This is a genomic window from Novosphingobium sp. KCTC 2891 (genome assembly GCF_025938155.1).
GTDB lineage: Bacteria > Pseudomonadota > Alphaproteobacteria > Sphingomonadales > Sphingomonadaceae > Novosphingobium.
On sequence record NZ_JAPCZG010000002.1, the window covers coordinates 183,423 to 205,388 of the forward strand.

Here is a 21,966-nt window from a genome sequence, read left to right on the forward strand (position 1 = left end):
CGCGCCTGAATTAATTCGTCGCCCCGCTCGGCCGCGTGGCCGGCACGCTGGCGAGATCGGCAGGCACGGTCGCGTCGACGAGCGGCGGCTTGGGCCGGCTTTCCAGCATTTCCGCCGCATCGTCGAGCGCCTTGGCCTCGCCCTCGGTCACCCCGCCCGGTCCCGGGTCGGTCTCTTTCGAGCACGCCGCAAGCAGCAGCAGCGGGGCAGCGAGAAGCAAGGCCGTGCGCATCGGGAAACGGCGCGCGATTACTGCGGGTTCTTGTCCGCTTCGGCGGCGGCAGCGGCCGCGCGGGCAGCTTCGGCAGCCGAAACGGCGCTGTCGGCGGCGCTCTTGGCGGCGTCCTCGGCGGTCATCGCGGCTTGCGAGGCATCGGCAGCGGGAGCCGCTTCCTGCACGGGCGCGGGCGCGGCGGCCGAAGGCTCGGCGGCGGGCAGCTCGTCGGCCGGCATCTCGACATTGTCGGCAGCGGCAGCCTCCGAGGCATCGTCGGACTTGCCGCAGGCGGCCAGCGAGAGCGCGGCGGCAGCGGCAAAGGCGGCGATCGCAAACTTCTTCATCGGGTCCCTCTCGAACGTATTCATGGCGTTGGAATGCAAAAGTCGGGGCCGGCGCGAAGCTGGCCTGCGGCGCGGTTCTATCCCTCCGCCGGGCGCAAGACCACAAAAAAGCGCCGAGCGCAGTGCGCCGCCATCCGGTTTCAATACCAACGAATCCACGGAAAAACCGCAGCCCATTGACCCATATAAAGAATACTTTATATGCCTCTCGGTGACGTTTCTCGATTCCCTTCGCGCCCTGGCCGATCCGACCCGTCTGCGGATCATGCGCCTGCTCGTCAGCATGGAGCTGGCGGTGGGGGAAATCGCGCAAGTGCTGGGGCAAAGCCAGCCGCGCGTTTCGCGCCACGTCAAGATCCTGTGCGATGCCGGGCTGGCCGAGCGCCGCCGCGAAGGTGGTTGGGTGTTCCTGCGCGCCGCCGTGGGCGAGGCGGGACATCCTCTTCCCGCCGCGCTGGCGCGCCTGCTGGCGGCGGGCGAACAGGCCGATGCCGCCTTCGCTGCCGAATGCGCGGAGGATCGCCGTCATCTCGATGCGATCCGCACCGGACGGCAAGCCCACGCCGAGGACTATTTCGCAGCCCACGCCGCCGAATGGGACAGCCTGCGCAGCCTGCACATCGCCGACGGCCCGGTCGAGGCCGCGCTGGGGGCGATGCTCGGCGATGGCAGCCTTGGCCGCCTGCTCGACGTGGGCACCGGCACGGGCCGCATGGCCGAACTCTTCGCCCCGCGCGCCACCCGCGTGGTCGGGCTGGACAAAAGCGCGGAAATGCTGCGCCTCGCCCGCGCGCGGCTGCAGCACCTGCCCGCCGAAAAGTTCGAGCTGGTGCGCGGCGATTTCGGCGCGCTGCCGTTCGATGCCGCCACGTTCGACACGGTGCTGATCCACCAGGTGCTGCACTATGCGCTTGCGCCCGAGGCGGTGCTGGCCGAAGCGGCGCGGGTGACGCGGCCTGGCGGGCGCATCGCCGTGGTCGATTTCGCCCCGCACGGGCGCGAGGAACTGCGCACCAAACACGCCCACGCGCGCCTCGGTTTTTCCGACGCGCAGATGACCAAGCTGTTTGCCGATGCCGGGTTCACGCTCGACGCAGAGCGCGCGCTCGCCGGCCACGAATTGATCGTCAAGGTATGGACAGGCGTCCGCCGCGACGAAAATGGGGCCGAAGCGCCCCGGAGGACAGGATGACCCACGACGCGACGCTCGACACTCCGCTGTTTGCCGGCCTGCCCGGCGACATCGCGGTTTCCTTTGAATTCTTCCCGCCCAAGAGCGAGGCGATGGCGGCGCAGCTGTGGGAGACGGTCGTCACGCTGGCCCCGCTGGCCCCCAAATTCGTCTCCGTCACCTATGGCGCGGGCGGCACCACGCGTGAGCGGACGCACGCCACCGTCTCGCGCATCATCAAGGAAACCGACCTCGTTCCCGCCGCACACCTGACCTGCGTCGCGGCGAGCAAGGACGAGATCGCCGAGATCGCGGACCAGTACTGGGAAGCGGGCGTGCGCCACATCGTCGCCCTGCGCGGCGATCCGCCGCCGTCCGATGGCGGGCATTTCGTGCCGCACCCGCAGGGCTACAGGAACGCCGCCGAACTGGTCGCGGGGCTCAAGGCGCGCCACGATTTCGAGATTTCGGTCGCGGCCTATCCCGAAGGCCACCCCGAGGCCGCCAGCCTCGACGCCGATCTGGACAACCTGAAGCGCAAGCTGGATGCCGGGGCGACCCGCGCGATCAGCCAGTTCTTCTTTTCGACCGACGCGTGGTTCCGCTTCATGGACAAGGCGCTGGCCGCCGGCATCACCGCGCCGATCCTGCCCGGTATCATGCCCGTGACCAACTTCGCCGCGATCCGCCGGATGAGCGCCAACACCGAAATCCCGGCGTGGATGGAAGCGATGTTCGAGGGCCTCGACGAACGCCCCGGCCCGCGCGCGCTGGTCTCCGCGGTGGCCGCCGCCGACCTGTGCCGCCGCCTCTATGCCGGCGGGGTGCGCGATTTCCACTTCTACACGCTCAATCGCGCGGACCTGTCCTACGCGACCTGCCACCTGCTCGGCCTGCGCCCCCGCCCGGCCGCCATCGTTCCTGCTCCTGAAAAGGCTGCCTGATGCCCACCCCTTCTCCCGCGCGCACCGCCTTCCTTGAAGAAGCGAAGAAGCGCATCCTCATCACCGATGGCGCCTTCGGCACCGAGATCCAGAACTGGAAGCTGTCGGAAGCGGACTATGCCGGCACGCTGGGCCTCGCCAAGGACCAGAAGGGCAACAACGACATCCTCGCGCTGACCAAGCCCGAAGTGCCCGAGGCGATCCACCGCGCCTATTTCGAGGCCGGCGCGGACATTGCCGAGACCAACACCTTCAGCGCCAACCGCATCAGCCAGGCCGATTACGCCGCGGAACATCTGGTGCGCGAGATCAACCTTGAAAGCGCGAAGCTCGCCCGCCGCTTGGCAGACGAATATCAGGCCAGGGACGGCCGCCCGCGCTTCGTCGCCGGCGCGATCGGGCCGACCAACAAGACGCTGTCGCTTTCGCCCGACGTCAACGATCCCGGCTACCGCGAGATCGACTGGGACACGCTGGTCGATGTCTACAAGGAGCAGGCCGCCGCGCTGGTCGAAGGCGGGGCGGACTTCATCCTGATCGAGACGGTGTTCGATACCCTGAATGCCAAGGCAGGCGTGATGGCCGTGCGCAAGCTGGAACAGGAACTGGGCCGCGAAGTGCCGATCATGCTGTCGATGACGCTGACCGACCTTTCGGGCCGCAACCTGTCGGGCCACACGGTCGAAGCGTTCTGGTATGCCGTGCGCCATGCCAAGCCCCTGACCATCGGGCTCAACTGCTCGTTCGGCGCCACCCAGCTGCGCCCGCACGTGCGCGCGCTGTCCGAAATCGCCGACACGCTGATCATGGTCTATCCCAACGCCGGCCTCCCCAACGAACTGGGTGAATACGACGAAATGCCCGGCACCACCGCCGGCCTCGTCAAGGAATGGGCCGATCACGGACAGGTCAACGTGCTGGGCGGCTGCTGCGGCTCCACCCCGGCGCATATCGCGGCGATGGCCAAGGCTGTGGCCGGCCTCCCCCCGCGCAAGCTGCCCGTGCCCGAGCCGGTCACCCGGCTCGCCGGTCTCGAACCCTTCGTGATGGCCCGCTGAAGGCCCGAAAGACAGACATGAACACCACTTCCCCCAGCAGTTCGTCCGGCGCCCGCTTCGTCAACATCGGCGAGCGCACCAACGTCACCGGATCGGCCGCGTTCAAGAAGCTGATCCTTGCCGGCGACTATGCCCGGGCGGTCGAGGTTGCGCGCCAGCAGGTCGAAAACGGCGCGCAGGTGATCGACGTCAACATGGACGAGGGCTTGCTCGACGCGGTCGAGGCGATGACCACGTTCCTCAAGCTGCTGGCTGCCGAGCCGGACATCGCGCGCGTGCCGCTGATGATCGACAGCTCGAAGTGGGAGGTGATCGAGGCCGGCCTGAAGTGCGTGTCGGGCAAGCCGATCGTCAACTCGATCAGCATGAAGGAAGGCGAGGAAGCGTTCCTGGCCCAGGCACGCAAGTGCATGGATTACGGCGCAGCCGTGGTGGTCATGGCCTTCGACGAGAAGGGCCAGGCCGATACCAAGGCGCGCAAGGTCGAGATCTGCTCGCGCGCGTATCAGCTGCTGACCGGCATCGGCTTCGCGGCCGAGGACATCATCTTCGATCCCAACGTCTTCGCGGTGGCCACCGGCATCGAGGAGCACGACCGCTACGCGCTCGATTTCATCGAGGCCACGCGTGAGATCAAGGCAGCCTGCCCCGGCGTGCATATCTCGGGCGGCCTGTCGAACCTCTCGTTCAGCTTCCGCGGCAACGAGACGGTGCGCCGCGCGATGCATTCGGTGTTCCTCTACCACGCCATCCCGGCGGGCATGGACATGGCGATCGTCAATGCCGGCCAGCTCGACATCTACGACCAGATCGACCCGGCGCTGCGCGAAGCCTGCGAGGACGTGATCCTCAACCGCCGCCCCTCTGTCGAGGGCGAGGAAACCTCGACCGAGCGGCTGATCGCGCTGGCCGAAAGCTACAAGGGCAAGGACACCGTCGCCGAAAAGGCCGCCGAGGAGTGGCGCGGCTGGGACGTGGTGCGCCGGCTGGAACACGCGCTGGTCAAGGGCATCGACGCCTATATCGTCGAGGATACCGAGGAAGCACGCGCCGCCATCGCGGCCCGCAACGGCCGGCCGATCGAGGTGATCGAAGGCCCGCTGATGGAAGGCATGAACACGGTTGGCGACCTGTTCGGATCGGGCAAGATGTTCCTGCCGCAGGTGGTGAAGTCCGCCCGCGTGATGAAGAAGGCGGTCGCCCACCTGATCCCGTTCATCGAGGCGGAAAAGCAGCCCGGCGCCAAGGCCAAGGGCCGCATCATCATGGCCACGGTGAAGGGCGACGTCCACGATATCGGCAAGAACATCGTCGGCGTCGTGCTCCAGTGCAATGGCTATGAAGTGATCGACCTGGGTGTGATGGTGCCGTGGGCAACGATCATCGACACCGCGCTGAAGGAAGATATCGACATCGTCGGCCTGTCCGGCCTCATCACCCCCTCGCTCGACGAGATGGTGACCGTGGCCGAGGAAATGCAGCGCGCCGGGATGTCGATCCCGCTGCTGATCGGCGGGGCGACCACCAGCAAGGTCCACACCGCGCTGCGCATCGATCCGGCCTATGACGGCCCGGTGATCCACGTGCTCGACGCCAGCCGCGCGGTCGGCGTCGCCAGCCAGCTCTTGTCGGACACCCAGCGCGATCCCTTCGTCAAGACGACCGCCGCCGATTACCAGCACGTGCGCGATGCCCGCGCGAACAAGGGTGCATCGAAGCTGCTGCCGCTGGCAGACGCGCGTGACAACGCTTTCGCGGCAGACTTCTCGGAGAAGGCGCCCCCGCCCGAGCAGCCGGGGCTGCACACGTTCGCGGACTGGGATCTGGCCGACCTTGTCGAGTGCTTCGACTGGACACCGTTCTTCCGTGCGTGGGAACTGGCCGGCACCTACCCGGCGATCCTGAGCGACGAGGTGGTGGGCGAAAGCGCGCGCAACCTGTTCGCCGACGCGCAGGCGATGCTGGGCAAGATCGTGAGCGAGAAGTGGCTGACCGCCAAGGCCGTCTGCGGCTTCTGGCCCTGCGCGCGCCACGGCGACGATGTGGTGCTGCACCTGGAAGGGCCGCAGCCGCCGCTGCACCTGCCGTTCCTGCGCCAGCAGTTCATCAAGAGCCGGGGCCGCGCCAACTTCTGCCTGGCCGACTTCATCGATCCGGCGGGCGACTGGATCGGCGGCTTCGCGGTGGGCATCCACGGCATCGACCCGCACCTCGCACGGTTCAAGGCGGACAACGACGACTATTCGGACATCCTGCTGAAAGCGCTGGCAGACCGCTTCGCCGAAGCCTTCGCGGAACGCCTGCACCAGCACGTGCGCACCACGCTGTGGGCCTATGCGCCGGGCGAGCAGCTGACCAACGAGGCGCTGATCCGCGAGCAGTACCGCGGCATCCGCCCTGCACCCGGTTATCCCGCGTGCCCGGACCACAGCCTCAAGCCGATCCTGTTCGATCTGCTGAAGGCGCAGGACAATGCCGGGATCACGCTGACTGAAAGCCAGGCGATGCTGCCGACCTCGGCCGTTTCGGGCTTCTACTTCGCGCACCCGGAAAGCCAGTATTTCGGCGTTGCGACCATTGGCCGCGACCAGCTGGAAGACTATGCCGCGCGGCGCGGAGTGGACCTGGCCACGGCGGAACGCTGGCTGCGCCCCAACCTCGACTGACGGTGCCCGGCCCTGCCGGCATGGCTCACACCATGTCGGCGGGGCGCACCAGCCGATCGAAGGTTTCCGCGTCGACCAGCCCCAGCTTCAGGCTCGCTTCGCGCAGGGTCAGACCTTCGGCGTGCGCCAGCTTGGCGATCTTGGCCGCGTTATCGTATCCGATCTCGGGCGCGAGCGCGGTCACCAGCATCAGCGAGCGCTCGACCAGTTCGGCAATGCGCGCCTCGTTGGCCTTCAGCCCCTCGACGCAGCGCGCGGCGAAGCTGTCCATCCCCACGGCGAGCAGGTGGACCGAGCGCAGCACCGCCGCGCCGATCATCGGCTTGAAGACGTTGAGTTCGAGATGCCCCTGCATCCCGCCCACGATCACCGCCTGATGGTTGCCGACAACCTGAGCAGCCACCATCGTCAGCATCTCCACCTGCGTCGGGTTGACCTTGCCCGGCATGATCGAGCTGCCCGGCTCGTTCGCCGGCAGGTCCAGCTCGCCAAGGCCCGACCGCGGGCCGGAACCCAGCAGGCGCACGTCGTTGGCGATCTTGGTCAGCGCCGCCGCCAACGTGGCCAGCGTGGCCGAGAACTGCACCAGCGCATCGTTGCTCGCCAGCGCCTCGAACGCATTGGGCGCGGGCACGAAACGGTGGCCGGTGAGCGCCGCCAGTTCGGCCGCCATCGCCGCACCGAAGCCCGCGGGCGCGTTCAGTCCGGTGCCCACCGCCGTCCCGCCCTGCGCCAGCCGCAGCAAGTGCCGCTCCGCATCTCGCAGCCGTTCGCGCGCATCTCGCAACTGCTGGGCATAGCCTGAAAACTCCTGCCCCAGCGTCAGCGGCGTCGCGTCCTGCAAATGGGTGCGGCCGATCTTGACGAGGCCGGCCCAGTCCTCCGCCTTTCCATCCAGCGCCGCCACCAGCCGGTCGAGCGCGGGGATCAGGTCGCGGTTCAGCGCGGTTACCGCCGCAATGTGGAGCGCGGTGGGAAAGCTGTCGTTGCTCGATTGCCCGCGATTGACGTGATCGTTGGGATGGACAGGGCTTTTGCCGCCGCGCGTGCCGGCAAGGCGTTCGTTGGCGATGCCCGCGATCACCTCGTTCACGTTCATGTTGGTCTGGGTGCCGCTTCCCGTCTGCCAGATCACCAACGGGAACTGCTCGTCGAACCCTCCCGCCGCCACGTCCGCCGCCGCCGATGCGATGGCTTCCGCCAACCGCCCATCCAGCCCGTGCGCACGGTTGACGCGGGCCGCCGCCTGCTTGACCAGCGCGAGCGCGTGGATGATCCCGCCGGGCATCCGCTCGGCCGGTCCGAACGGGAAGTTCTCGATGCTGCGCTGGGTCTGCGCGCCCCAATAGGCATGGTCCGGCACTTCGATCGCGCCGATGGAGTCCGTCTCGATGCGAGGCATGTGCTTGCTCCTGCTGCTGTCGGGGAATGAACCGCGCGGCCTGGTGTTCCGCAAGCGACAACCCGGTCAGCCGTGCCCGATCGGCGGGGGCTCTCCCCTGTCTGCGGCCACCCCGCGCCGAACCTGCGCCTCGCAGCGACGGAAACGGGCAACCACGTCGTCCTCGGCAAGTCCCGCCTGCCGTGCCGCAAGCGCCAGCGCATCGCCCAGCCCGCTCTCGGCAAGGTGGGCCAGCAGCGGCACCGGGTGCAGCGAAAGCTGCGCCGCCATCGCCTTGAGCGCCGCGGCCATGGCGGCGACATCGCCATCGCCCGGCGCGGCGTATTCGTATTCCCGCTTGCGCAACGGCGCCTCGCGCGGGTCAAAGGCCATCGCGGTTCTCCTGTGCCCGGAAGATGGGCGTCCGGACCAAGGACCGCAAGCCGCTTGCCCGCGGCGGCGACCAACGCATAAGCGGGCGACAGGGACATACGAGGCGCATGGGCACGACCGAAATCTTCCTGATCGCGCTGACGATCATCCTGGCCGTGCCCTACGCGGCGTGGCGCCTGCTGCGCACCGATCGCTGGGCGCCGCTGGTGGTGGTGCAGATCATCGGCGGCATCCTGCTGGGGCCGGGCGTGCTGGGTGCCGCCTTTCCCGCCTATTACGCGTTCGTGTTCACACCGCAGGTCATCGGCGCGCTGAACGGCATCGCGTGGTGGGCGGTGATGATGTTCGTGTTCGTCGCCGGGCTGGAACTCGATCTGGCCGATGCCTGGGCACACCGGCGCGAGACGACGATCACCGCTGCCTGCGCGCTGCTGGTGCCGCTCGCCGCGGGCGCGCTTGCGGCCATGGCACTGCTGACCACGCCCGGCTGGATTGGCCCGCACGGCGCCTGGGCGCAGGCGGTGACGGGTATCGGCATGGCCTGCGCGGTGACCGCGCTGCCGATCCTGGTGCTGCTGATGGAACGGCTGGGGCTGTTCCGGCAACCGCTGGGGCAGCGGCTGCTGCGCTATGCCAGCCTGGATGACGTGGCGATCTGGGGCGTGCTCGCGCTGATCCTGCTCGATTGGTCGCGGCTGGAACGGCAGGCGCTGTTCCTGGCGGGTTTCGCACTGGCGGCCTGGGCGATGCGACGGGCGATCGTCCGTCTGCCACAGGCAGACCGGTGGTACATCGCGCTGGTCTGGCTGGCGGCGACCGCATTCGGCGCGGACTGGTCGGGGCTGCATTTCATGGTGGGCGCGTTCCTGGCGGGCGCGGTGCTGGAAGCGAAGTGGTTCGACACCGCGAAGCTCGACGCGATGCGCGAGTTCCTGCTGCTGACGGTCATGCCGGTGTTCTTCCTTTCCACCGGGCTTCGCACCAGCTGGGGCGTGGATGGCACGATGGTCTTTGCCGGCGCCGCGCTGCTGCTGGTCGCCTCGGTCGGCGGCAAGCTGGCCGGGGTGCATCTCGCCGGACGCCTGCTTGGCTGGGGCAAGGGCGAAGCCTCGGTGATCGGCTGGATGCTCCAGACCAAGGCGCTGATCATGATCATCTTCGTCAACGTCCTGCTCGACAAGGGCATCATCACCGCACAGGCCTTCACCGCGCTGCTGCTGATGGCCGTGGCCAGCACCGCGCTGACCGTGCCCATCGTCCGCCCGCGCCTGGCAAGACTGCAGGCGTCAACCGCGCCTTAACGGCTGGCCATGCATGGAACGACCATGCGCGGCGCCGAAGTTCTCCTCATGCTGGGCGTTGCCGGGCTGGCACTTGGCACATGCTGGTGCCTCTACCGGGCCACCGTGCTGTTCGCCGGCTGGCAGCGCGCGGTCGCCCATGTGACGCGCGGCGGCTACAGCGACACCGAACGGCTCGACGATTTCTTCCATCTCCAGCAGTCCTTCGGCACGATCCGCGGCTGGAACTGGCGCGACGGCGAAGGCAAGCGCTGGATCGAGGACGAAGTGCTGTTCGAGACGGCGGAGGGCCACACCCAACGCGCCATCGTCGGCCGGCAGGTAACCCGGTCGTGGAAACCGTCCAGCGTCTTCGCCATCTGGTACGACCGGGCCAATCCTGCGCGCGTGACCGCCTATGGCGCCTATTACTGGACGGCCATGGCGGTGCTGTCGCTCGCACTGCTCTACGCCGTGTTTGCCTGGGGCATCGACTGGGCGCGCACCGGCCGTCCGCCGCAGTGGCTGGAAAGCATCGCGGACGAAGACGAGGCGCATCCCCAATTAGTATGGGAGCGCGTGGCCGACCTCGTCTCGCACAAGTGAGAGGCCGCGGCGCCCGACCACTGCTATAGGCATGCCGCCAAAGACCAATGGAGAGGCCACCCGTGACCCAGATCGATCCCCTTTCGCGCCTGATCGCCATCGAAGAGATCAAGCAGCTCAAGGCACGCTATTTCCGCCTGATGGACAGCAAGCAGTGGGAGCCGCTGCGCAGCGTCTTCGCCGACGATGCCGTGTTCGACGCGCGCGCGTCGCTTTCGATCGACGGCAACGGCGAATCCGGCCGCGCGGCGGAAAGCAACGATTGGGTCTACGAAGGCGGCGACACGATCATCGACTTCATCCGCACTGCCGTGGGCACGCAGCGCACCGTCCACCATGGCCATTGCCACGAAATCGAGATCCTGTCGGATACCGAGGCGCGCGGCGTGATCGCGATGGAAGACCAGATCTGGGACGAAAGCGGCGCAGCGCTGACGCTGCACGGCATGGGCCACTATCATGAAACCTACCGCAAGGACGGCGGCGCCTGGCGCATCGTCACCTCGCGCATCACCCGGCTCCACGTAATTCTGGGCAGCTGACAATTTCCTACCCGCGCGCGATCTGCCATAGCGCGCGGGTGACCTCCAACGACCGGCCTTACGAACTCGATTTCCTGCCCGATGACGGCTTTGCGGGAGAATACGAGTTTTCCCCCAGCACAGCGCCGACTGTGTCAACCTTGCCGGGCGATCCGCTCGAAGCATTGCACGCGGTGTTCGGCTTCAGCGCCTTTCGCGGGGTGCAGGACGAAGTGGTGGGCCGGGTGCTGGCGGGGCGCTCGACGCTGGCGGTGATGCCGACCGGTGCGGGCAAGTCACTGACCTACCAATTGCCGGCAGTGATGATGGGCGGGACCTGCGTGGTCGTCTCGCCGCTGATCGCGCTGATGCACGACCAGTTGCGCTCGGCCACGGCCAACGGCATCCGCGCCGCCACGCTCACCAGCGTCGATACCGACCGCGAGGCGACCATCGCGCGTTTCCGCGCGGGCGAGCTGGACTTGCTCTATGTGGCGCCGGAGCGCGCCAGCCAGCCGCATTTCCGCGAAATGCTGACCCGCTCGCCGATCGCGCTGTTCGCCATCGACGAAGCGCACTGCGTCTCCGAATGGGGCCACGATTTCCGCCCCGACTACCGCCTGCTGCGTCCGCTGATGGAGGCCTTTCCGGAAGTGCCCCGGCTGGCGCTGACCGCCACGGCGGATCGCCACACGCGCGCCGACATCCTGGAGCAACTGGGCATCCCGGCGGACGGGCTGATCGTGGCCGGGTTTGACCGGCCGAACATCCGCTACGCCATCACCCCGCGCGACAATCCGCTGCGCCAGCTGACGCGGCTGATGGCGGACAATCCCGGCCCCGGCATCGTCTATGCGCCCACGCGCGCGCAGGTCGAACGGCTGGCGGAACAGCTTTCCGGGCAGGGACGCCCGGTGCTGCCCTATCATGCCGGGCTGCCGCCCGAGACGCGTGCCGCCAACCAGTCCGCCTTCGTCGCCAGCGAGGACATGGTCATGGTCGCCACGGTCGCCTTCGGCATGGGCATCGACAAGCCCGACGTGCGCTTCGTCGCCCACGCCGCGCTGCCCAAGTCGATCGAGGGCTATTACCAGGAAACGGGCCGCGCCGGGCGCGATGGCGATCCTTCGGTCGCGGTGATGCTGTGGGGCGCGGACGATTTCGTGCGCGCACGCCAGCGCCTGTCCGAACTGGACGAAAGCCGCATTACCGGCGAGCGCACACGGCTCGATGCGCTGGCCGGACTGGTCGAGACCGCCGGGTGCCGCCGCGCGGTGCTGCTGCGCCACTTCGGCGAGGATCCGCCGCAGACCTGCGGCAATTGCGACAACTGCCTCAACCCGCCGGGGGTCAGCGACGCCACCGAGCTGGCGCGCAAGCTGCTTTCGGCGGTCTATCGCACGGGACAGACCTATGGCTTCGGCCATATCGAGAAAGTGCTGACCGGCGTGGCCGACGAGCGCGTGCTCCAGCGCGGGCACGACCAGCTCTCGGTGTTCGGCATCGTGCCGCCGGAAGACGCGCCGCTGCTGCGCGCGCTATGCCGCGCGCTTCAGGCACGGGGCAGCCTGATCGCCACGGACCACGGCGGATTGGCGCTGGGGGGCGATGCCCGCGCCATCCTCAAGGGCGAGGCGAGCGTCGAGATCGTCCTGCCGCCCAAGCAGGAACGCGGCGCGCGCGGCAAGCGCAAGGGCAGCGCGGGCGCCGCGCTCAACCCGGTGGGCGATCCGCTGTTCGATGCGCTGCGCGCGCTGCGCCGCGAACTGGCCCAGAACGCCGGCGTGCCGCCCTACGTGGTGTTCCACGATTCGGTGCTGCGCGAGATGGCGGAAAGCCGCCCCGCCAGCCGCGCCGAACTGGGCGCGATCGGCGGGGTCGGCGCGCGCAAGCTCGATGCTTACGGCGACGCGTTCCTCGCGCTTATCCGGCAGCACTGACGCGGGCACTCCGCGCCAGCCGCGAAAGCCGGTCCTTCACCGCCAGTTTCAGCTTCTTGAGCCGGACGATCTCCAACGGATCGACCCAGAACCGCGCCTGCGCGGCACGCAGGGCGGCATCGAGCTTCTGGTGGCGCTCCAGCAGACGGAACGTACGGTCGGACATATTTCTGCTCCTCGATCAGAACGGTTGCGTTCGATCGGGTGCGCCGTGCCGCCAGGCCGAAAAAGGGGGGAAGAACTCCGGACCCGGCAGGCATCGGCATCACCCGATGCGGTCCGACATCACGAGGCAGCAGGCCTTCCGCAGGGGGGATGGGCGGAAGGTCTGCGTGCCGCGCCAGAGGGGCCCGGTCCGCAGAACCAAACATGGGGAGCACGCCGCCGTCATGCAAGTTACGTTGTGTTGCTGCGTGATTGGCATATCATGGTGATATCACTTTAAGGGGAAGTGCGATGACCGATTCGCCTGCGATGAACACCAGCCGGGAAATCCCGGCGCGCAGCACCAGCGGCTACCTGATGCTCGGCCTGTTCCTGGCGCTGCTCGCGCTGTTCCTGTGGCGTCTCGGCTCGTTCGCCGGGGGCGAGGCGAGCGATGCCGAAGTCCTGGGCTTCATCGGCTCGGTCGCCCTGCTGCCCGTGCTGCTGGTGGTGATCGCCAAGGGCTTCTACATGATCCAGCCCAACCAGGCCGCCGCGATCACGCTGTTCGGCTCCTATCGCGGCACGGACCGCAACCACGGGTTGCGCTGGGTCTGGCCGTGGATGGGCAAGACCCGCATCTCGGTGCGCGCCAACAACGTCGTATCGGAAAAGCTGAAGGTCAACGATCTGCGCGGCAACCCCATCGAGATCGCCACCAACGTGGTGTGGCGCGTGGCCGATACCGCGCAGGCGCTGTTCGACGTGGATGATTACCGGGCCTTCGTGTTCGTCCAGATCGAAGCCGCGGTCCGCTCGATCGGATCGCGCTACCCCTATGACGACATCGAGCACCACGAGGTCACGCTGCGCGGCCACCACGACGTGATCAACGCGGAACTGCGCGACGAGCTGAACGCGCGCCTGCGCCTCGCCGGGATCACGGTGGACGAATGCGGGCTGACACACCTCGCCTACGCCCCTGAGATCGCCGGCGCCATGCTGCGCCGCCAGCAGGCCGAAGCGGTGATCGCCGCGCGCAAGAAACTGGTCGAAGGCGCGGTGACGATGGTCGAGATGGCGCTCACCCAGCTATCGGAAAAGAATGTCGTCCACCTCGACGACGAGCGCCGCGCCGCGATGGTCTCGAACCTGATGGTCGTGCTGTGCGGCGAGCGCGAGACGCAGCCGATCGTCAACACCGGCACGCTCTACCAATAGGCGCGGGCATGGCGTCGCCGCAGAAGAAGGCGTTCCCGCTGCGCCTCGATCCCGCGCTGCACGCGGCGGTCGAGCGCGCGGCGGCAGGCGACCTGCGCTCGGTCAATGCCGAGATCGAATGCCTGCTGCGCGAAGCGCTTGCCCGCCGGGGCGTGAAGCTGGAGCCGGCCGCGCCGCCTGTGCGCCGCCCACGCGGAGCCGGTTGACTATTGCAGTGTCACGCGGCCGTCGTCGTCCGCATCGCGCCGGCCGAAGAACTGCATCAGCTGCACCAGCATCTCGCAGCGCGTGGCGAGGTCCGATGCCTCCAGCAGCGCCTGCTTGGCGGCGCTGTCGAACGGGGCGATCTGCGACACGCCGTTGACCAGCGATTCGTCGTCGAGCCGCGCCACCGCCTCCCAGTCCACGGCATAGCCCTGCGACATGGCGAATTTGCGGGCCTCCCGCTCGAACGAAGCACGCTCGACGGCGCTGAGGCTGGCGCCTTCCTCGTCCTCGATCAGTTCCGCCTCGACCTGGCGGAACGGCGTTGTCACGTCGAGTTCGCGCAGGATGCGAAAGCGCGCGATGCCTTCAAGCACGATGTTGAAGCGCCCGTCGTCCAGCGCCTCGACATTGTCGATCTTGCCCACGCAGCCCACGGTGAACAGCGGCGCGCCCTCGCCCGCCGCTTGCGGCTGGATCATCGCGATGCGCCGGTCGCGGGCCAGCGCATCGCTGACCATCGCGCGATATCGCGGCTCGAAGATGTGCAGCGGCAATTGCAGTCCCGGAAACAGGATCACTCCCGGCAACGGGAAAATCGAGAGCCTGACGGTGCCCGGAGTGCCGCCCATCCGCGTCAGCCGAACAGCACGGTGGAAAGCTTGCGCCGTGTGGCGGCCACCCAGGGATCTTCCAGCCCCGTCGCCTCGAAGATCTGGAGCAGGCGCGTACGCGCCGCGCCTTCGTTCCAGGCGCGGTCCGCCGCCACCATCTCCAGCAGCTTTGCCGCCGCCGCGTCGCGGTCTCCGCTGGCATAGAGCGCGTTGGCGAAGGCCAGTTGCGCATCCATGTCCGCCGGACGCTCGGCTGCCGCCGCGCGCAGGGTCGCCAGTTCGCTTTCCTCCGGCGCGTCCTCGGCCAGCGCCAGCGCGGACCGGGCCTGCGCCAGCGCGGGGTCCTCCGCGATCTTCGGATCGAGCGCGGCCAGCACCTCGGCGGCTTCCTCGCGGTGGCCGGCGAGGATCAGCGCGCGAATCAGGCCGGAATGCGCCGGGGCATTATCGGGCGCGATCTCGACGATCTGCGAGAAGATGCCGGCGGCGCGTTCCCCGTCACCCTCCGCCAGAACTTCCTCGCCCATGGCGAGCAGGGGAGCGATGTCCTGCGCCGGCGCATCGCCGGCCTGCACCGGAAGCTGCGAGAGAAGCTGGTCGAGATACTGCTTCAGCTGCGATTCGCCGCGCGCGTTGGTCAGGTCGGCCACCGGCTGGCCCTGGAACATCGCATAGACCGTGGGGATCGAACGCACCTGGAACTGGGCAGCGATGAACTGCTCCTCATCCACGTTGACCTTGGCGAGGATCACGCCCTTGTCGGCATATTCCGCCGCGACCTTTTCCAGCACCGGGGTGAGCGCCTTGCAGGGGCCGCACCATTCCGCCCAGAAGTCGAGGATGACCAGCTTGGTCATCGAGGGTTCGACCACGGCCTTGCGGAAACGGTCGACCGCCTTCTGTTCTTCGAGGTTGAGGCCGAGGCTTGCCAATGCGATTCTCCGGTGGCGAACGAGGACAGGTTTGCGTCTTCATGTGGGAACCCGGCGCGGTTCGGCAAGTCCCCAACGATGCCGCAGGGACGTTTCCCCACGTCGATTGCGGGAAAGTGCATTTGGGGGGTTGCGCCAATCCCGAGTCGCCGTTAGAGGCGCCAACACCCCAGCCGGACGGGGCATTCTCCACCGGCCAGAAACGCACGAGCGGGCGTAGCTCAGGGGTAGAGCACAACCTTGCCAAGGTTGGGGTCGAGGGTTCGAATCCCTTCGCCCGCTCCAGTTTCCTCCACTGAAACAAAGATTTTGCCTTCGGGCACACTGTCCCCGGACGGTGCTCTTATCGCAGCATCTGCGGACATGGCTTCGCTGCCGTGCGCGCACCCTCGGGCTGCGCTGTCAGGGGGCCTGCGGAGCGCCGCGCGGTCTCAAGCTGTCGCCGAAGTGCCATCGCTGGCCGTTCCCGCGCCTGGCGCCCGGAACGGCCTCACACCATCACACGACGAAGATGTCGGTACTGTCCAGCGCCGGATGGGTCGATGTGCCGATCTGCGCGATCAGAAGCGCGCCGTAGCGGGTGCCTGTGCCGTCGGCATCGTACCACAGCGAGCCGGTATCGGTGTTGTAGATGATGCGATCGGTCGCATCGTGCGCCAGGTCGGTGCCGGCGCCCGACCAGAACTGGTCTGCGGTGAGCGCGCCGGTCAATGCGCCCAGCCCCTTGTACTGCGCGCGCGCCAGCTCGATCACGTCGCCATCGGCGCGCGAGAAATCGGCCACGATGTCGCTGCCCGAGGTAACCTTCGCCACCGCGTTGAAGCGGAAGGTATCCGCCCCCTGCCCGCCCGTCAGCGTGTCGCTGCCCAGACCGCCCACCAGGACGTCCGTGCCCGCGCCGCCATCGAGGATGTCGTTGCCGGCATTGCCGATCAGCGTGTCATCGCCGCCATGGCCATGGACGATGTCGTTGCCCTTGCCGCCGTCGATCACGTTGGCAGCTTCGTTGCCGTCGATTCTGTTGTCGATCGTGTTGCCCGTGCCGTCAATCGCATCGCCGCCCTCCAGGACGAGCACTTCGATATTGCCGCCAAGCTTGAAACTGGCGGTGGCGATCACCGTGTCGATACCGCCATTCGAGCGCTCGCTGACCCGGTCTGCGCTGTTGTCGACATGGAACGTGTCGTCGCCGCGCCCACCCGACATCACGTCGGCGCCTAGGCCGCCGTCGATCACATCGGCGAAATCGGTGCCATTGAGCTTGTTCACGCCGGCGTTGCCGATGATGGTCAGGGCGTTCGCGCTGCGGCCGGCGTTGACGTTGATCGCGTACGCCCCCGAAGCGTCGGCCACATCGCCGGTGCCGGTGCCGATCACGATTCGCTCGATCCCGCTCTCACCGGCAGCCACGCTGTACGTGCCGCCCGTCAACGCCGCGATCCGCACCTCGTCGGTGCCGCTGGCACCCGTATCCCGGATCTCGCCGCCGACGTGCTCCAGCATGGTCGAAAACACATAGATGTCCGATCCGCCCGCACCGTCGAGTTCGTCGGCGCTGCCACCACCGACGATCACGTTTGCGCCGCTGTTGCCCGCGATCCGGTTGTCGAGCGCGTTGCCCGTGCCGTCGATCGCGAGAAGGCCGGTCAGGACCAGCGTCTCGACATTGTCTGCCAGTGTCCACGAAATGGACGACTGGACCGTGTCGGTGCCCTCGCTCGCCGCTTCCACCGTGCGATCGCCGATGTTGTCCACGACATAGGTGTCGTCACCCGCTCCGCCGGTCAGCACGTTGGCCGCACTGTTGCCGGCCAGCACGTTGGCCAGCGCGTTGCCGGTGCCATCGATCGCGGCGCTGCCGGTCAGCGTCAGGTTCTCGACATTGGCGCCCAGCACATAGGTGAAATCCGCCTGGACCGTATCGATGCCGTTGCCCGCATCCTCGATGACCACGTCATCGAGGCCGCGGACCACGTAGAGATCATCGCCCGCCCCACCTTCGAGCGTATCGCCGCCGCCCTTGCCGTCGAGCGTGTCGGCCCCGCCCAGGCCCACCAGGTGATTCGCCGCGGTATTGCCGGTGAGCACGTTGGCCAGCGCGTTGCCTGTGCCGTCGACCGCATCGGTGCCGGTCAGCGTCAGGTTCTCGACATTGGCGCCAAGAAGGTAGGAAAGTCCGGTCCGGACGGTGTCGGAGCCTTCGTCCGCGCTTTCGATGACCTGGTCGCCCAGATTGTCGACAATGAAGGTATCGTCGCCAGTGTTGCCGATCATCACGTCGGCACCGGCGCCGCCATCAAGCGTGTCGTTACCGTCAAGCCCGGTCAGCACGTTGTCGGCATCGTTGCCGGTGATCGCATTGCCGAGGTTGTTGCCGATACCGTCGATCGCACTCGTTCCGGTCAGGACCAGATTCTCGAAATTGTCGGCCAGCACCCAAGACAGCGAGGCGCGCACGGTGTCGCGGCCTTCGGTCGATGCCTCGACCAGCTTGTCACCTACCGAATCGACGACGTAGACGTCGTTGCCCGCGCCGCCGATCAACGTATCGTCGCCCGCGCCGCCATCGAGCCAGTCGTTCCCGGCGCCGCCGTTGAGGATGTTGACCGCACCATTGCCCGTCAGGACGTTGTCGAGCGCATTGCCGGTGCCGTTGATCGCCTGCGACCCGGTCAGGACCAGATTTTCGACATTCGCGGCCAGCACCCACGAGAGCGAGGCGCGGACCGTGTCCGTGCCTTCGCCGGCCAATTCGATCGTGGTATCGCCGGTCACGTCCACGACATAGGTATCGTCGCCAAGCCCACCGCTCATCGCGTCCGCGCCGCTGCCGCCATCGAGCCAGTCGTCACCCGCCAGGCCGGCCAGCGTGTCCGCGCCGCCCAGGCCATAGATCGCGTCGTCTGCCGCAGTGCCGGTCAGCAGGTTGGCGGTATCGTCGCCGGTGATGGTGTTGAACGGCGGCATGGCATGGTCCTTCGGGCTAACCCGCGCGGGCCCGCGGGCAGCCGACCTGTGCCCCACTGAAGTGACGGTTTGGCGAACCTAATGTTTAACTCTGCACCGCTCGCCGCGAAATTAGGCGACAAATCGTTGCCGGATCGCCTTCCGGCGCCCGTCCCGCCGATCGGACCGGGCGCCGGGGCGAATCACCCCGCGTCCAGAATCGCCAGCGCACCGGTGTCGACCACGTGCGAGACGTGCCGGTCGAGCATGGTCAGGAACAGCCGGTCGCCGCGCTCGGTGCGCTGGACCGACATCGCCGCGCAGACCGCCACGTTGATCCCGGCGAAGGTGAAGCGGCGATAGTCCTCCTCGAAATCCGCGCGGGCATAGCCGGTCACGCCCTGTCGCAGCAGCTCGTCGTGATAGGCGCCCAGCAGGCCGGCCTCCGCATCGCGCCGCACGCCCGGCGCAAAGGCACCGCCGATCAGGTAGGACACGTCGACCGCATTGAAGCCGAGTGCCGCCGATTGCCAGTCGACCACTTTCAGGCTCTCGTCGCCCAGGAACAGCATGTTGTCCGGTCGGTAATCGTTGTGGGTGACGCAGCGCGGCCGGGACGGCGCGGCGTTGTAGCCTTCGTAGCGCTCGCAGAACCGGTCGCAGACGCGGATCATTTCGGCAGTGAGATTGTCCGCATGACGGTCGCGGAACTCGGGCCACGCGCCGCGCAGCGCCTCGGCCGGGTAGAAGGGCTGCGACAGCGGCGGCGCGCCTTGCTCCCCGGTGTCGAGCCAGGCCAGTTCCGGGGCATCTCCCCTGTCCCAGAACGCCGCGTGGAGCCGCGCCGCCTCGACCATGCTGGCGTTTGCCTGTGCGGCGGTGATGCCCGCGATCTGGTCCCCCGTGCGGGCGGGCGCGCAATCTTCCAGCAGCAGCACGAAAGACCCGTCATCGGCCAGCGCCGCCCCGTAACAGGCTGCGGTGGATATCCGCGCGCGTCCCGCCAGATCGCGATAAAAGCCCACTTCGCGGGCATAGAGGTTGTTGGCGGCGGCAGCATCGCGGCTGTCCTGGCTTTCGGCCGCAAACTTGCCGACGATGGTTTCCGGCCCCTGCCGCGCGCCATAGCGCAGCGTCAGCCGCAGGGTATCGCCAAGCTGGCCGGTTCCGACAGACTCCATCGTGAAGCCGGCGATATCCCAATCGTGCCCCTGCCCTGCCAGAATATCGGTCAGCCACGCCGCGTCGATGTCATGCGGACGCGGCACGCGCGCCAAAGTATTCCCGTTCACTCGCCATCCTCTCGCCAGCGGTCGTTTGCGGCCTGCCGGGCGGCACGATGGACCAGATCACCCCGGCCGCCAACAGCAACGACGCGGTCGCCGGGAAAACCCCGCGCGCTGCCGCTTCGGTCGATTTTGGGGTTCGCGATGAGAGATGGTGCACCCGACAGGATTCGAACCTGTGGCCTCTGCCTTCGGAGGGCAGCGCTCTATCCAGCTGAGCTACGGGTGCGTGGGTTGGGGAGCACTAGCAGCGCGCGATGCGGGGCGCTAGTCTTATTCCTTATACGAACTCAACCTTAGGGATTTGGAAGGGCGAATCGGCTAAGGTTTGCTGCATGGCAACTGCTTTCCAATCAACGGGCTATCCCGCTTCTTCCGGCGCAGCGCCGGGCACGGCAATGCCCGGGGCGGGACGCGCCGAGTTCGGCAATGGTGCTGGCACCGCGCTGTCGATGAAGTGGTCGGCACTGCACGATGCCTCTGCCGTGGTCTGTGCGCTCGCCGGGCTGGCGCCGGAAAACCGCAAGGCGGAAGTGCGCAATTTTCCTGCAATCATGCGTGACACCGGCGGGTGGCGCTATGACGAGGCACGCCGCGGCGTGGATGATCTTGCCGCGATCATGGAGCCTGGGCTGTCCGCTCTGCTGGCCGTCCATGCACGCGGCGTCTCCGCCGTGCCCGCCGCGCTGGCCCTGTGGCAGGAATTCCTGGCCGCGCGCGCCGCGCTGCTGGAACTGGTTCCCCCGCTGGGCATCAAGCGCCGCGCCTGAGGGTTTACCCGTTCCCAATATGTTCCTACACTGGGGGCATGGCCGAATCGCTGCCCATATCCGTCGACACCGCTTTCGATCCCGCCGAGCGTGAGGCCCGTGCCGTTGCGCGCGGCATCTGCCGGCTGTTTGCCCGCAACGATATCTGGTGCCTGTCCGAAATGCCCCTGCGTTCCGGCCGGCGCGCCGACCTGATGGGCATCGACGCCAAGGGGCGGATCGTGATCGTGGAGATCAAGGTCAGCCGCGCCGACCTGCTGGGCGACGCCAAATGGACCGACTACCTCGACCACTGCGACCGGTTCTACTGGGGCCTTGCCCCCCATCTTGACCGCGCCTGCCTTGAAACCGACGATTTCCTGCCGCACGCCTGCGGCGTGATCGTGGCCGACAGCTACGACGCGGAGATCCTGCGCCCCGCGCCGTCGCTGCCGCTGGCGGCCGCGCGGCGCAAGGCGGAGATCGAACGCCTCGCCCGCGCCTCGCTGCGGCGCCAGCTTGTCGGCGTCGATCCCCACTGCGCCACCTGGGGAAGTGGCAGCTAGCTCAGACCGGGTGGGTCAGAGCAGACCTGCCGTCTGCGCCAGCAGCCAGGCGCCGATGGCGACGAACAGCAGCGCGGCGAGCATCCGCACCACGTTCAGCGGCACGCGCTTGATCAGTTCGTGGCCGAGGAACACCGCCGGCACGTTGGCCAGCATCATGCCCAGCGTGGTGCCCGCGGTGACCGCCAGCGCATCATGGAACCGCGCGCCCAGCGCGATGGTGGCGACCTGGGTCTTGTCGCCCATCTCGACGATGAAGAAGGCGACCAGCGTGGTCAGGAACGGGCCAAAACGGCTGGGCTTGGGCGCCTCGTCATCGTCCAGCTTGTCGGGCACGAGCGTCCACAGGCCCATGACGATGAAACCGGCGGCCACCGCATAGCGGAATGCCGTGCCATCGAGGAACGAGGCTGCGGTCGAACCGACCAGCGCGGCAAGGAAGTGGTTGGCCAGCGTGGCGAACAGGATGCCCCCGATGACCGGCCAGGGCTTGCGGAAACGGGTGGCGAGAATCACCGCGAGGAGCTGTGTCTTGTCGCCGATTTCGGCAAGCGCGACGATCGCGGTGGACGTGGTCAGGGCTTCAAGCATCGGATTTTTCCGGGGCCGGGCGAACCAATCGAGACGAACGACACCGCCCTTTCCCGCCCGGCCGGACGGAAAGCGTGGTGCCATTGGTCTCGCCCGGAAAGGCCGTTTCGGCCTTGCCGCCTGCGCCACGACCTCTCGGCCGAGTATGTTGACGCGGGGGATCCGCACATGTGCGGACGGCTACTCCCCAAG

22 protein-coding genes and 2 tRNA genes are annotated in these 21,966 nt (G+C 67.7%); 13 read left to right on the top strand and 11 right to left on the bottom strand.

Annotation, left to right across the window (positions count from 1 at the left end; all coding sequences use genetic code 11):
• Positions 1 to 10: 10 nt before the first annotated feature.
• Both OLX02_RS04530 and OLX02_RS04535 read right to left on the bottom strand, forming a co-directional pair.
• A complete protein-coding gene (locus OLX02_RS04530; RefSeq protein ID WP_264420595.1) occupies positions 11 to 220 on the bottom strand; it encodes a hypothetical protein in 210 nt (69 codons plus the stop codon).
• A gap of 29 nt (positions 221 to 249) precedes the next feature.
• Positions 250 to 561, bottom strand: coding sequence for a hypothetical protein (locus OLX02_RS04535; RefSeq protein WP_264420596.1), 312 nt, complete (start codon positions 559 to 561; stop codon positions 250 to 252).
• Positions 562 to 772: 211 nt separating this feature from the next.
• On the opposite strand from OLX02_RS04535, the gene OLX02_RS04540 reads away from it, so the two are divergent.
• From OLX02_RS04540 to metH, 4 genes are read left to right on the top strand one after another with little or no spacing between them, the layout of a single operon-like run.
• The gene (locus OLX02_RS04540) at positions 773 to 1,753 is read left to right on the top strand and encodes an ArsR/SmtB family transcription factor (RefSeq protein WP_413630061.1); all 981 of its coding nucleotides are present in this window, start codon (positions 773 to 775) and stop codon (positions 1,751 to 1,753) included.
• Positions 1,750 to 2,676 (top strand): methylenetetrahydrofolate reductase [NAD(P)H], encoded by a 927-nt coding sequence (gene metF / locus OLX02_RS04545; protein WP_264420597.1) that lies wholly within the window; start codon positions 1,750 to 1,752, stop codon positions 2,674 to 2,676. The genes OLX02_RS04540 and metF overlap by 4 nt, the downstream gene beginning before the upstream one ends.
• A complete protein-coding gene (locus OLX02_RS04550; RefSeq protein ID WP_264420598.1) occupies positions 2,676 to 3,734 on the top strand; it encodes a homocysteine S-methyltransferase family protein in 1,059 nt (352 codons plus the stop codon). The genes metF and OLX02_RS04550 overlap by 1 nt, the downstream gene beginning before the upstream one ends.
• Before the next feature lie 17 nt (positions 3,735 to 3,751).
• A complete protein-coding gene (gene metH, locus OLX02_RS04555; RefSeq protein ID WP_264420601.1) occupies positions 3,752 to 6,400 on the top strand; it encodes a methionine synthase in 2,649 nt (882 codons plus the stop codon).
• 25 nt (positions 6,401 to 6,425) lie between these two features.
• On the opposite strand, the gene fumC is transcribed toward metH, so the two are convergent.
• Positions 6,426 to 7,802 (bottom strand): class II fumarate hydratase, encoded by a 1,377-nt coding sequence (fumC, locus tag OLX02_RS04560; protein ID WP_264420602.1) that lies wholly within the window; start codon positions 7,800 to 7,802, stop codon positions 6,426 to 6,428.
• Positions 7,803 to 7,868: 66 nt separating this feature from the next.
• Positions 7,869 to 8,174 carry a hypothetical protein gene (locus OLX02_RS04565; protein ID WP_264420604.1) on the bottom strand — a complete coding sequence of 102 codons (306 nt, stop codon included), beginning with the start codon at positions 8,172 to 8,174 and terminating at the stop codon, positions 7,869 to 7,871.
• A 107-nt stretch (positions 8,175 to 8,281) separates the two neighbouring features.
• Here OLX02_RS04565 and OLX02_RS04570 point away from each other — a divergent pair, with 107 nt between their 5' ends.
• From OLX02_RS04570 to recQ, 4 genes are all read left to right on the top strand, one after another.
• Entirely contained in the window at positions 8,282 to 9,475 is a 1,194-nt protein-coding gene (locus tag OLX02_RS04570) for a cation:proton antiporter (RefSeq protein ID WP_264420606.1), read from the top strand.
• Positions 9,476 to 9,499: 24 nt separating this feature from the next.
• Positions 9,500 to 10,060 carry a hypothetical protein gene (locus tag OLX02_RS04575; RefSeq protein ID WP_264420608.1) on the top strand — a complete coding sequence of 187 codons (561 nt, stop codon included), beginning with the start codon at positions 9,500 to 9,502 and terminating at the stop codon, positions 10,058 to 10,060.
• Positions 10,061 to 10,122: 62 nt separating this feature from the next.
• Positions 10,123 to 10,602, top strand: coding sequence for a nuclear transport factor 2 family protein (locus OLX02_RS04580; RefSeq protein WP_264420610.1), 480 nt, complete (start codon positions 10,123 to 10,125; stop codon positions 10,600 to 10,602).
• Between the two features lie 131 nt (positions 10,603 to 10,733).
• The gene (gene recQ / locus OLX02_RS04585; RefSeq protein WP_264421178.1) at positions 10,734 to 12,521 is read left to right on the top strand and encodes a DNA helicase RecQ; all 1,788 of its coding nucleotides are present in this window, start codon (positions 10,734 to 10,736) and stop codon (positions 12,519 to 12,521) included.
• Here recQ and OLX02_RS04590 read toward each other — a convergent pair.
• On the bottom strand, positions 12,505 to 12,687 hold the full coding sequence (locus OLX02_RS04590) for a YdcH family protein (protein WP_264420611.1): 183 nt from the start codon (positions 12,685 to 12,687) through the stop codon (positions 12,505 to 12,507). The two genes, recQ and OLX02_RS04590, sit on opposite strands and share 17 nt — an antisense overlap.
• Before the next feature lie 290 nt (positions 12,688 to 12,977).
• On the opposite strand from OLX02_RS04590, the gene OLX02_RS04595 reads away from it, so the two are divergent.
• Together OLX02_RS04595 and OLX02_RS04600 are read left to right on the top strand one after the other, a co-directional pair.
• Positions 12,978 to 13,886, top strand: coding sequence for an SPFH domain-containing protein (locus tag OLX02_RS04595; RefSeq protein WP_264420613.1), 909 nt, complete (start codon positions 12,978 to 12,980; stop codon positions 13,884 to 13,886).
• Between the two features lie 8 nt (positions 13,887 to 13,894).
• Positions 13,895 to 14,092, top strand: a complete 198-nt coding sequence (locus tag OLX02_RS04600) for a toxin-antitoxin system HicB family antitoxin (protein WP_264420615.1) — start codon at positions 13,895 to 13,897, stop codon at positions 14,090 to 14,092.
• Here OLX02_RS04600 and OLX02_RS04605 read toward each other — a convergent pair whose 3' ends face one another.
• Positions 14,093 to 14,722, bottom strand: a complete 630-nt coding sequence (locus OLX02_RS04605) for an LON peptidase substrate-binding domain-containing protein (protein WP_264420617.1) — start codon at positions 14,720 to 14,722, stop codon at positions 14,093 to 14,095.
• A 5-nt stretch (positions 14,723 to 14,727) separates the two neighbouring features.
• Positions 14,728 to 15,636 (bottom strand): tetratricopeptide repeat protein, encoded by a 909-nt coding sequence (locus OLX02_RS04610; protein WP_264420619.1) that lies wholly within the window; start codon positions 15,634 to 15,636, stop codon positions 14,728 to 14,730.
• Between the two features lie 210 nt (positions 15,637 to 15,846).
• Here OLX02_RS04610 and OLX02_RS04615 point away from each other — a divergent pair.
• Positions 15,847 to 15,921, top strand: a tRNA-Gly gene (locus OLX02_RS04615).
• 213 nt (positions 15,922 to 16,134) lie between these two features.
• On the opposite strand, the gene OLX02_RS04620 is transcribed toward OLX02_RS04615, so the two are convergent.
• From OLX02_RS04620 to OLX02_RS04630, 3 genes are all read right to left on the bottom strand, one after another.
• On the bottom strand, positions 16,135 to 18,603 hold the full coding sequence (locus OLX02_RS04620; RefSeq protein WP_264420621.1) for a beta strand repeat-containing protein: 2,469 nt from the start codon (positions 18,601 to 18,603) through the stop codon (positions 16,135 to 16,137).
• Between the two features lie 182 nt (positions 18,604 to 18,785).
• The gene (locus tag OLX02_RS04625) at positions 18,786 to 19,874 is read right to left on the bottom strand and encodes an ecdysteroid 22-kinase family protein (protein WP_264420622.1); all 1,089 of its coding nucleotides are present in this window, start codon (positions 19,872 to 19,874) and stop codon (positions 18,786 to 18,788) included.
• A 146-nt stretch (positions 19,875 to 20,020) separates the two neighbouring features.
• Positions 20,021 to 20,097, bottom strand: a tRNA-Arg gene (locus tag OLX02_RS04630).
• A 106-nt stretch (positions 20,098 to 20,203) separates the two neighbouring features.
• Here OLX02_RS04630 and OLX02_RS04635 point away from each other — a divergent pair.
• Together OLX02_RS04635 and OLX02_RS04640 are read left to right on the top strand one after the other, a co-directional pair.
• The gene (locus OLX02_RS04635) at positions 20,204 to 20,638 is read left to right on the top strand and encodes a hypothetical protein (protein ID WP_264420624.1); all 435 of its coding nucleotides are present in this window, start codon (positions 20,204 to 20,206) and stop codon (positions 20,636 to 20,638) included.
• Between the two features lie 38 nt (positions 20,639 to 20,676).
• Positions 20,677 to 21,183, top strand: coding sequence for an MmcB family DNA repair protein (locus tag OLX02_RS04640; RefSeq protein WP_264420626.1), 507 nt, complete (start codon positions 20,677 to 20,679; stop codon positions 21,181 to 21,183).
• 15 nt (positions 21,184 to 21,198) lie between these two features.
• Here the strand turns inward: OLX02_RS04640 and OLX02_RS04645 are convergent, their stop codons facing one another.
• Positions 21,199 to 21,774, bottom strand: coding sequence for a TMEM165/GDT1 family protein (locus OLX02_RS04645; RefSeq protein ID WP_264420627.1), 576 nt, complete (start codon positions 21,772 to 21,774; stop codon positions 21,199 to 21,201).
• Positions 21,775 to 21,966 lie beyond the last annotated feature (192 nt).

Bases quoted from the DNA above. Each gene is read 5' to 3' on its own strand.
- OLX02_RS04640 (WP_264420626.1), top strand. From the start codon at position 20,677: ATGGCCGAATCGCTGCCCATATCCGTCGACACCGCTTTCGATCCCGCC.
- metH (WP_264420601.1), top strand. From the start codon at position 3,752: ATGAACACCACTTCCCCCAGCAGTTCGTCCGGCGCCCGCTTCGTCAAC.
- metF (WP_264420597.1), top strand. From the start codon at position 1,750: ATGACCCACGACGCGACGCTCGACACTCCGCTGTTTGCCGGCCTGCCC.
- OLX02_RS04605 (WP_264420617.1), bottom strand. From the start codon at position 14,722: ATGGGCGGCACTCCGGGCACCGTCAGGCTCTCGATTTTCCCGTTGCCG.
- OLX02_RS04595 (WP_264420613.1), top strand. From the start codon at position 12,978: ATGACCGATTCGCCTGCGATGAACACCAGCCGGGAAATCCCGGCGCGC.
- OLX02_RS04590 (WP_264420611.1), bottom strand. From the start codon at position 12,687: ATGTCCGACCGTACGTTCCGTCTGCTGGAGCGCCACCAGAAGCTCGAT.
- OLX02_RS04575 (WP_264420608.1), top strand. From the start codon at position 9,500: ATGCGCGGCGCCGAAGTTCTCCTCATGCTGGGCGTTGCCGGGCTGGCA.
- OLX02_RS04620 (WP_264420621.1), bottom strand. From the start codon at position 18,603: ATGCCGCCGTTCAACACCATCACCGGCGACGATACCGCCAACCTGCTG.
- OLX02_RS04570 (WP_264420606.1), top strand. From the start codon at position 8,282: ATGGGCACGACCGAAATCTTCCTGATCGCGCTGACGATCATCCTGGCC.
- OLX02_RS04565 (WP_264420604.1), bottom strand. From the start codon at position 8,174: ATGGCCTTTGACCCGCGCGAGGCGCCGTTGCGCAAGCGGGAATACGAA.
- fumC (WP_264420602.1), bottom strand. From the start codon at position 7,802: ATGCCTCGCATCGAGACGGACTCCATCGGCGCGATCGAAGTGCCGGAC.
- OLX02_RS04535 (WP_264420596.1), bottom strand. From the start codon at position 561: ATGAAGAAGTTTGCGATCGCCGCCTTTGCCGCTGCCGCCGCGCTCTCG.
- OLX02_RS04645 (WP_264420627.1), bottom strand. From the start codon at position 21,774: ATGCTTGAAGCCCTGACCACGTCCACCGCGATCGTCGCGCTTGCCGAA.
- OLX02_RS04635 (WP_264420624.1), top strand. From the start codon at position 20,204: ATGGCAACTGCTTTCCAATCAACGGGCTATCCCGCTTCTTCCGGCGCA.
- OLX02_RS04550 (WP_264420598.1), top strand. From the start codon at position 2,676: ATGCCCACCCCTTCTCCCGCGCGCACCGCCTTCCTTGAAGAAGCGAAG.
- OLX02_RS04600 (WP_264420615.1), top strand. From the start codon at position 13,895: ATGGCGTCGCCGCAGAAGAAGGCGTTCCCGCTGCGCCTCGATCCCGCG.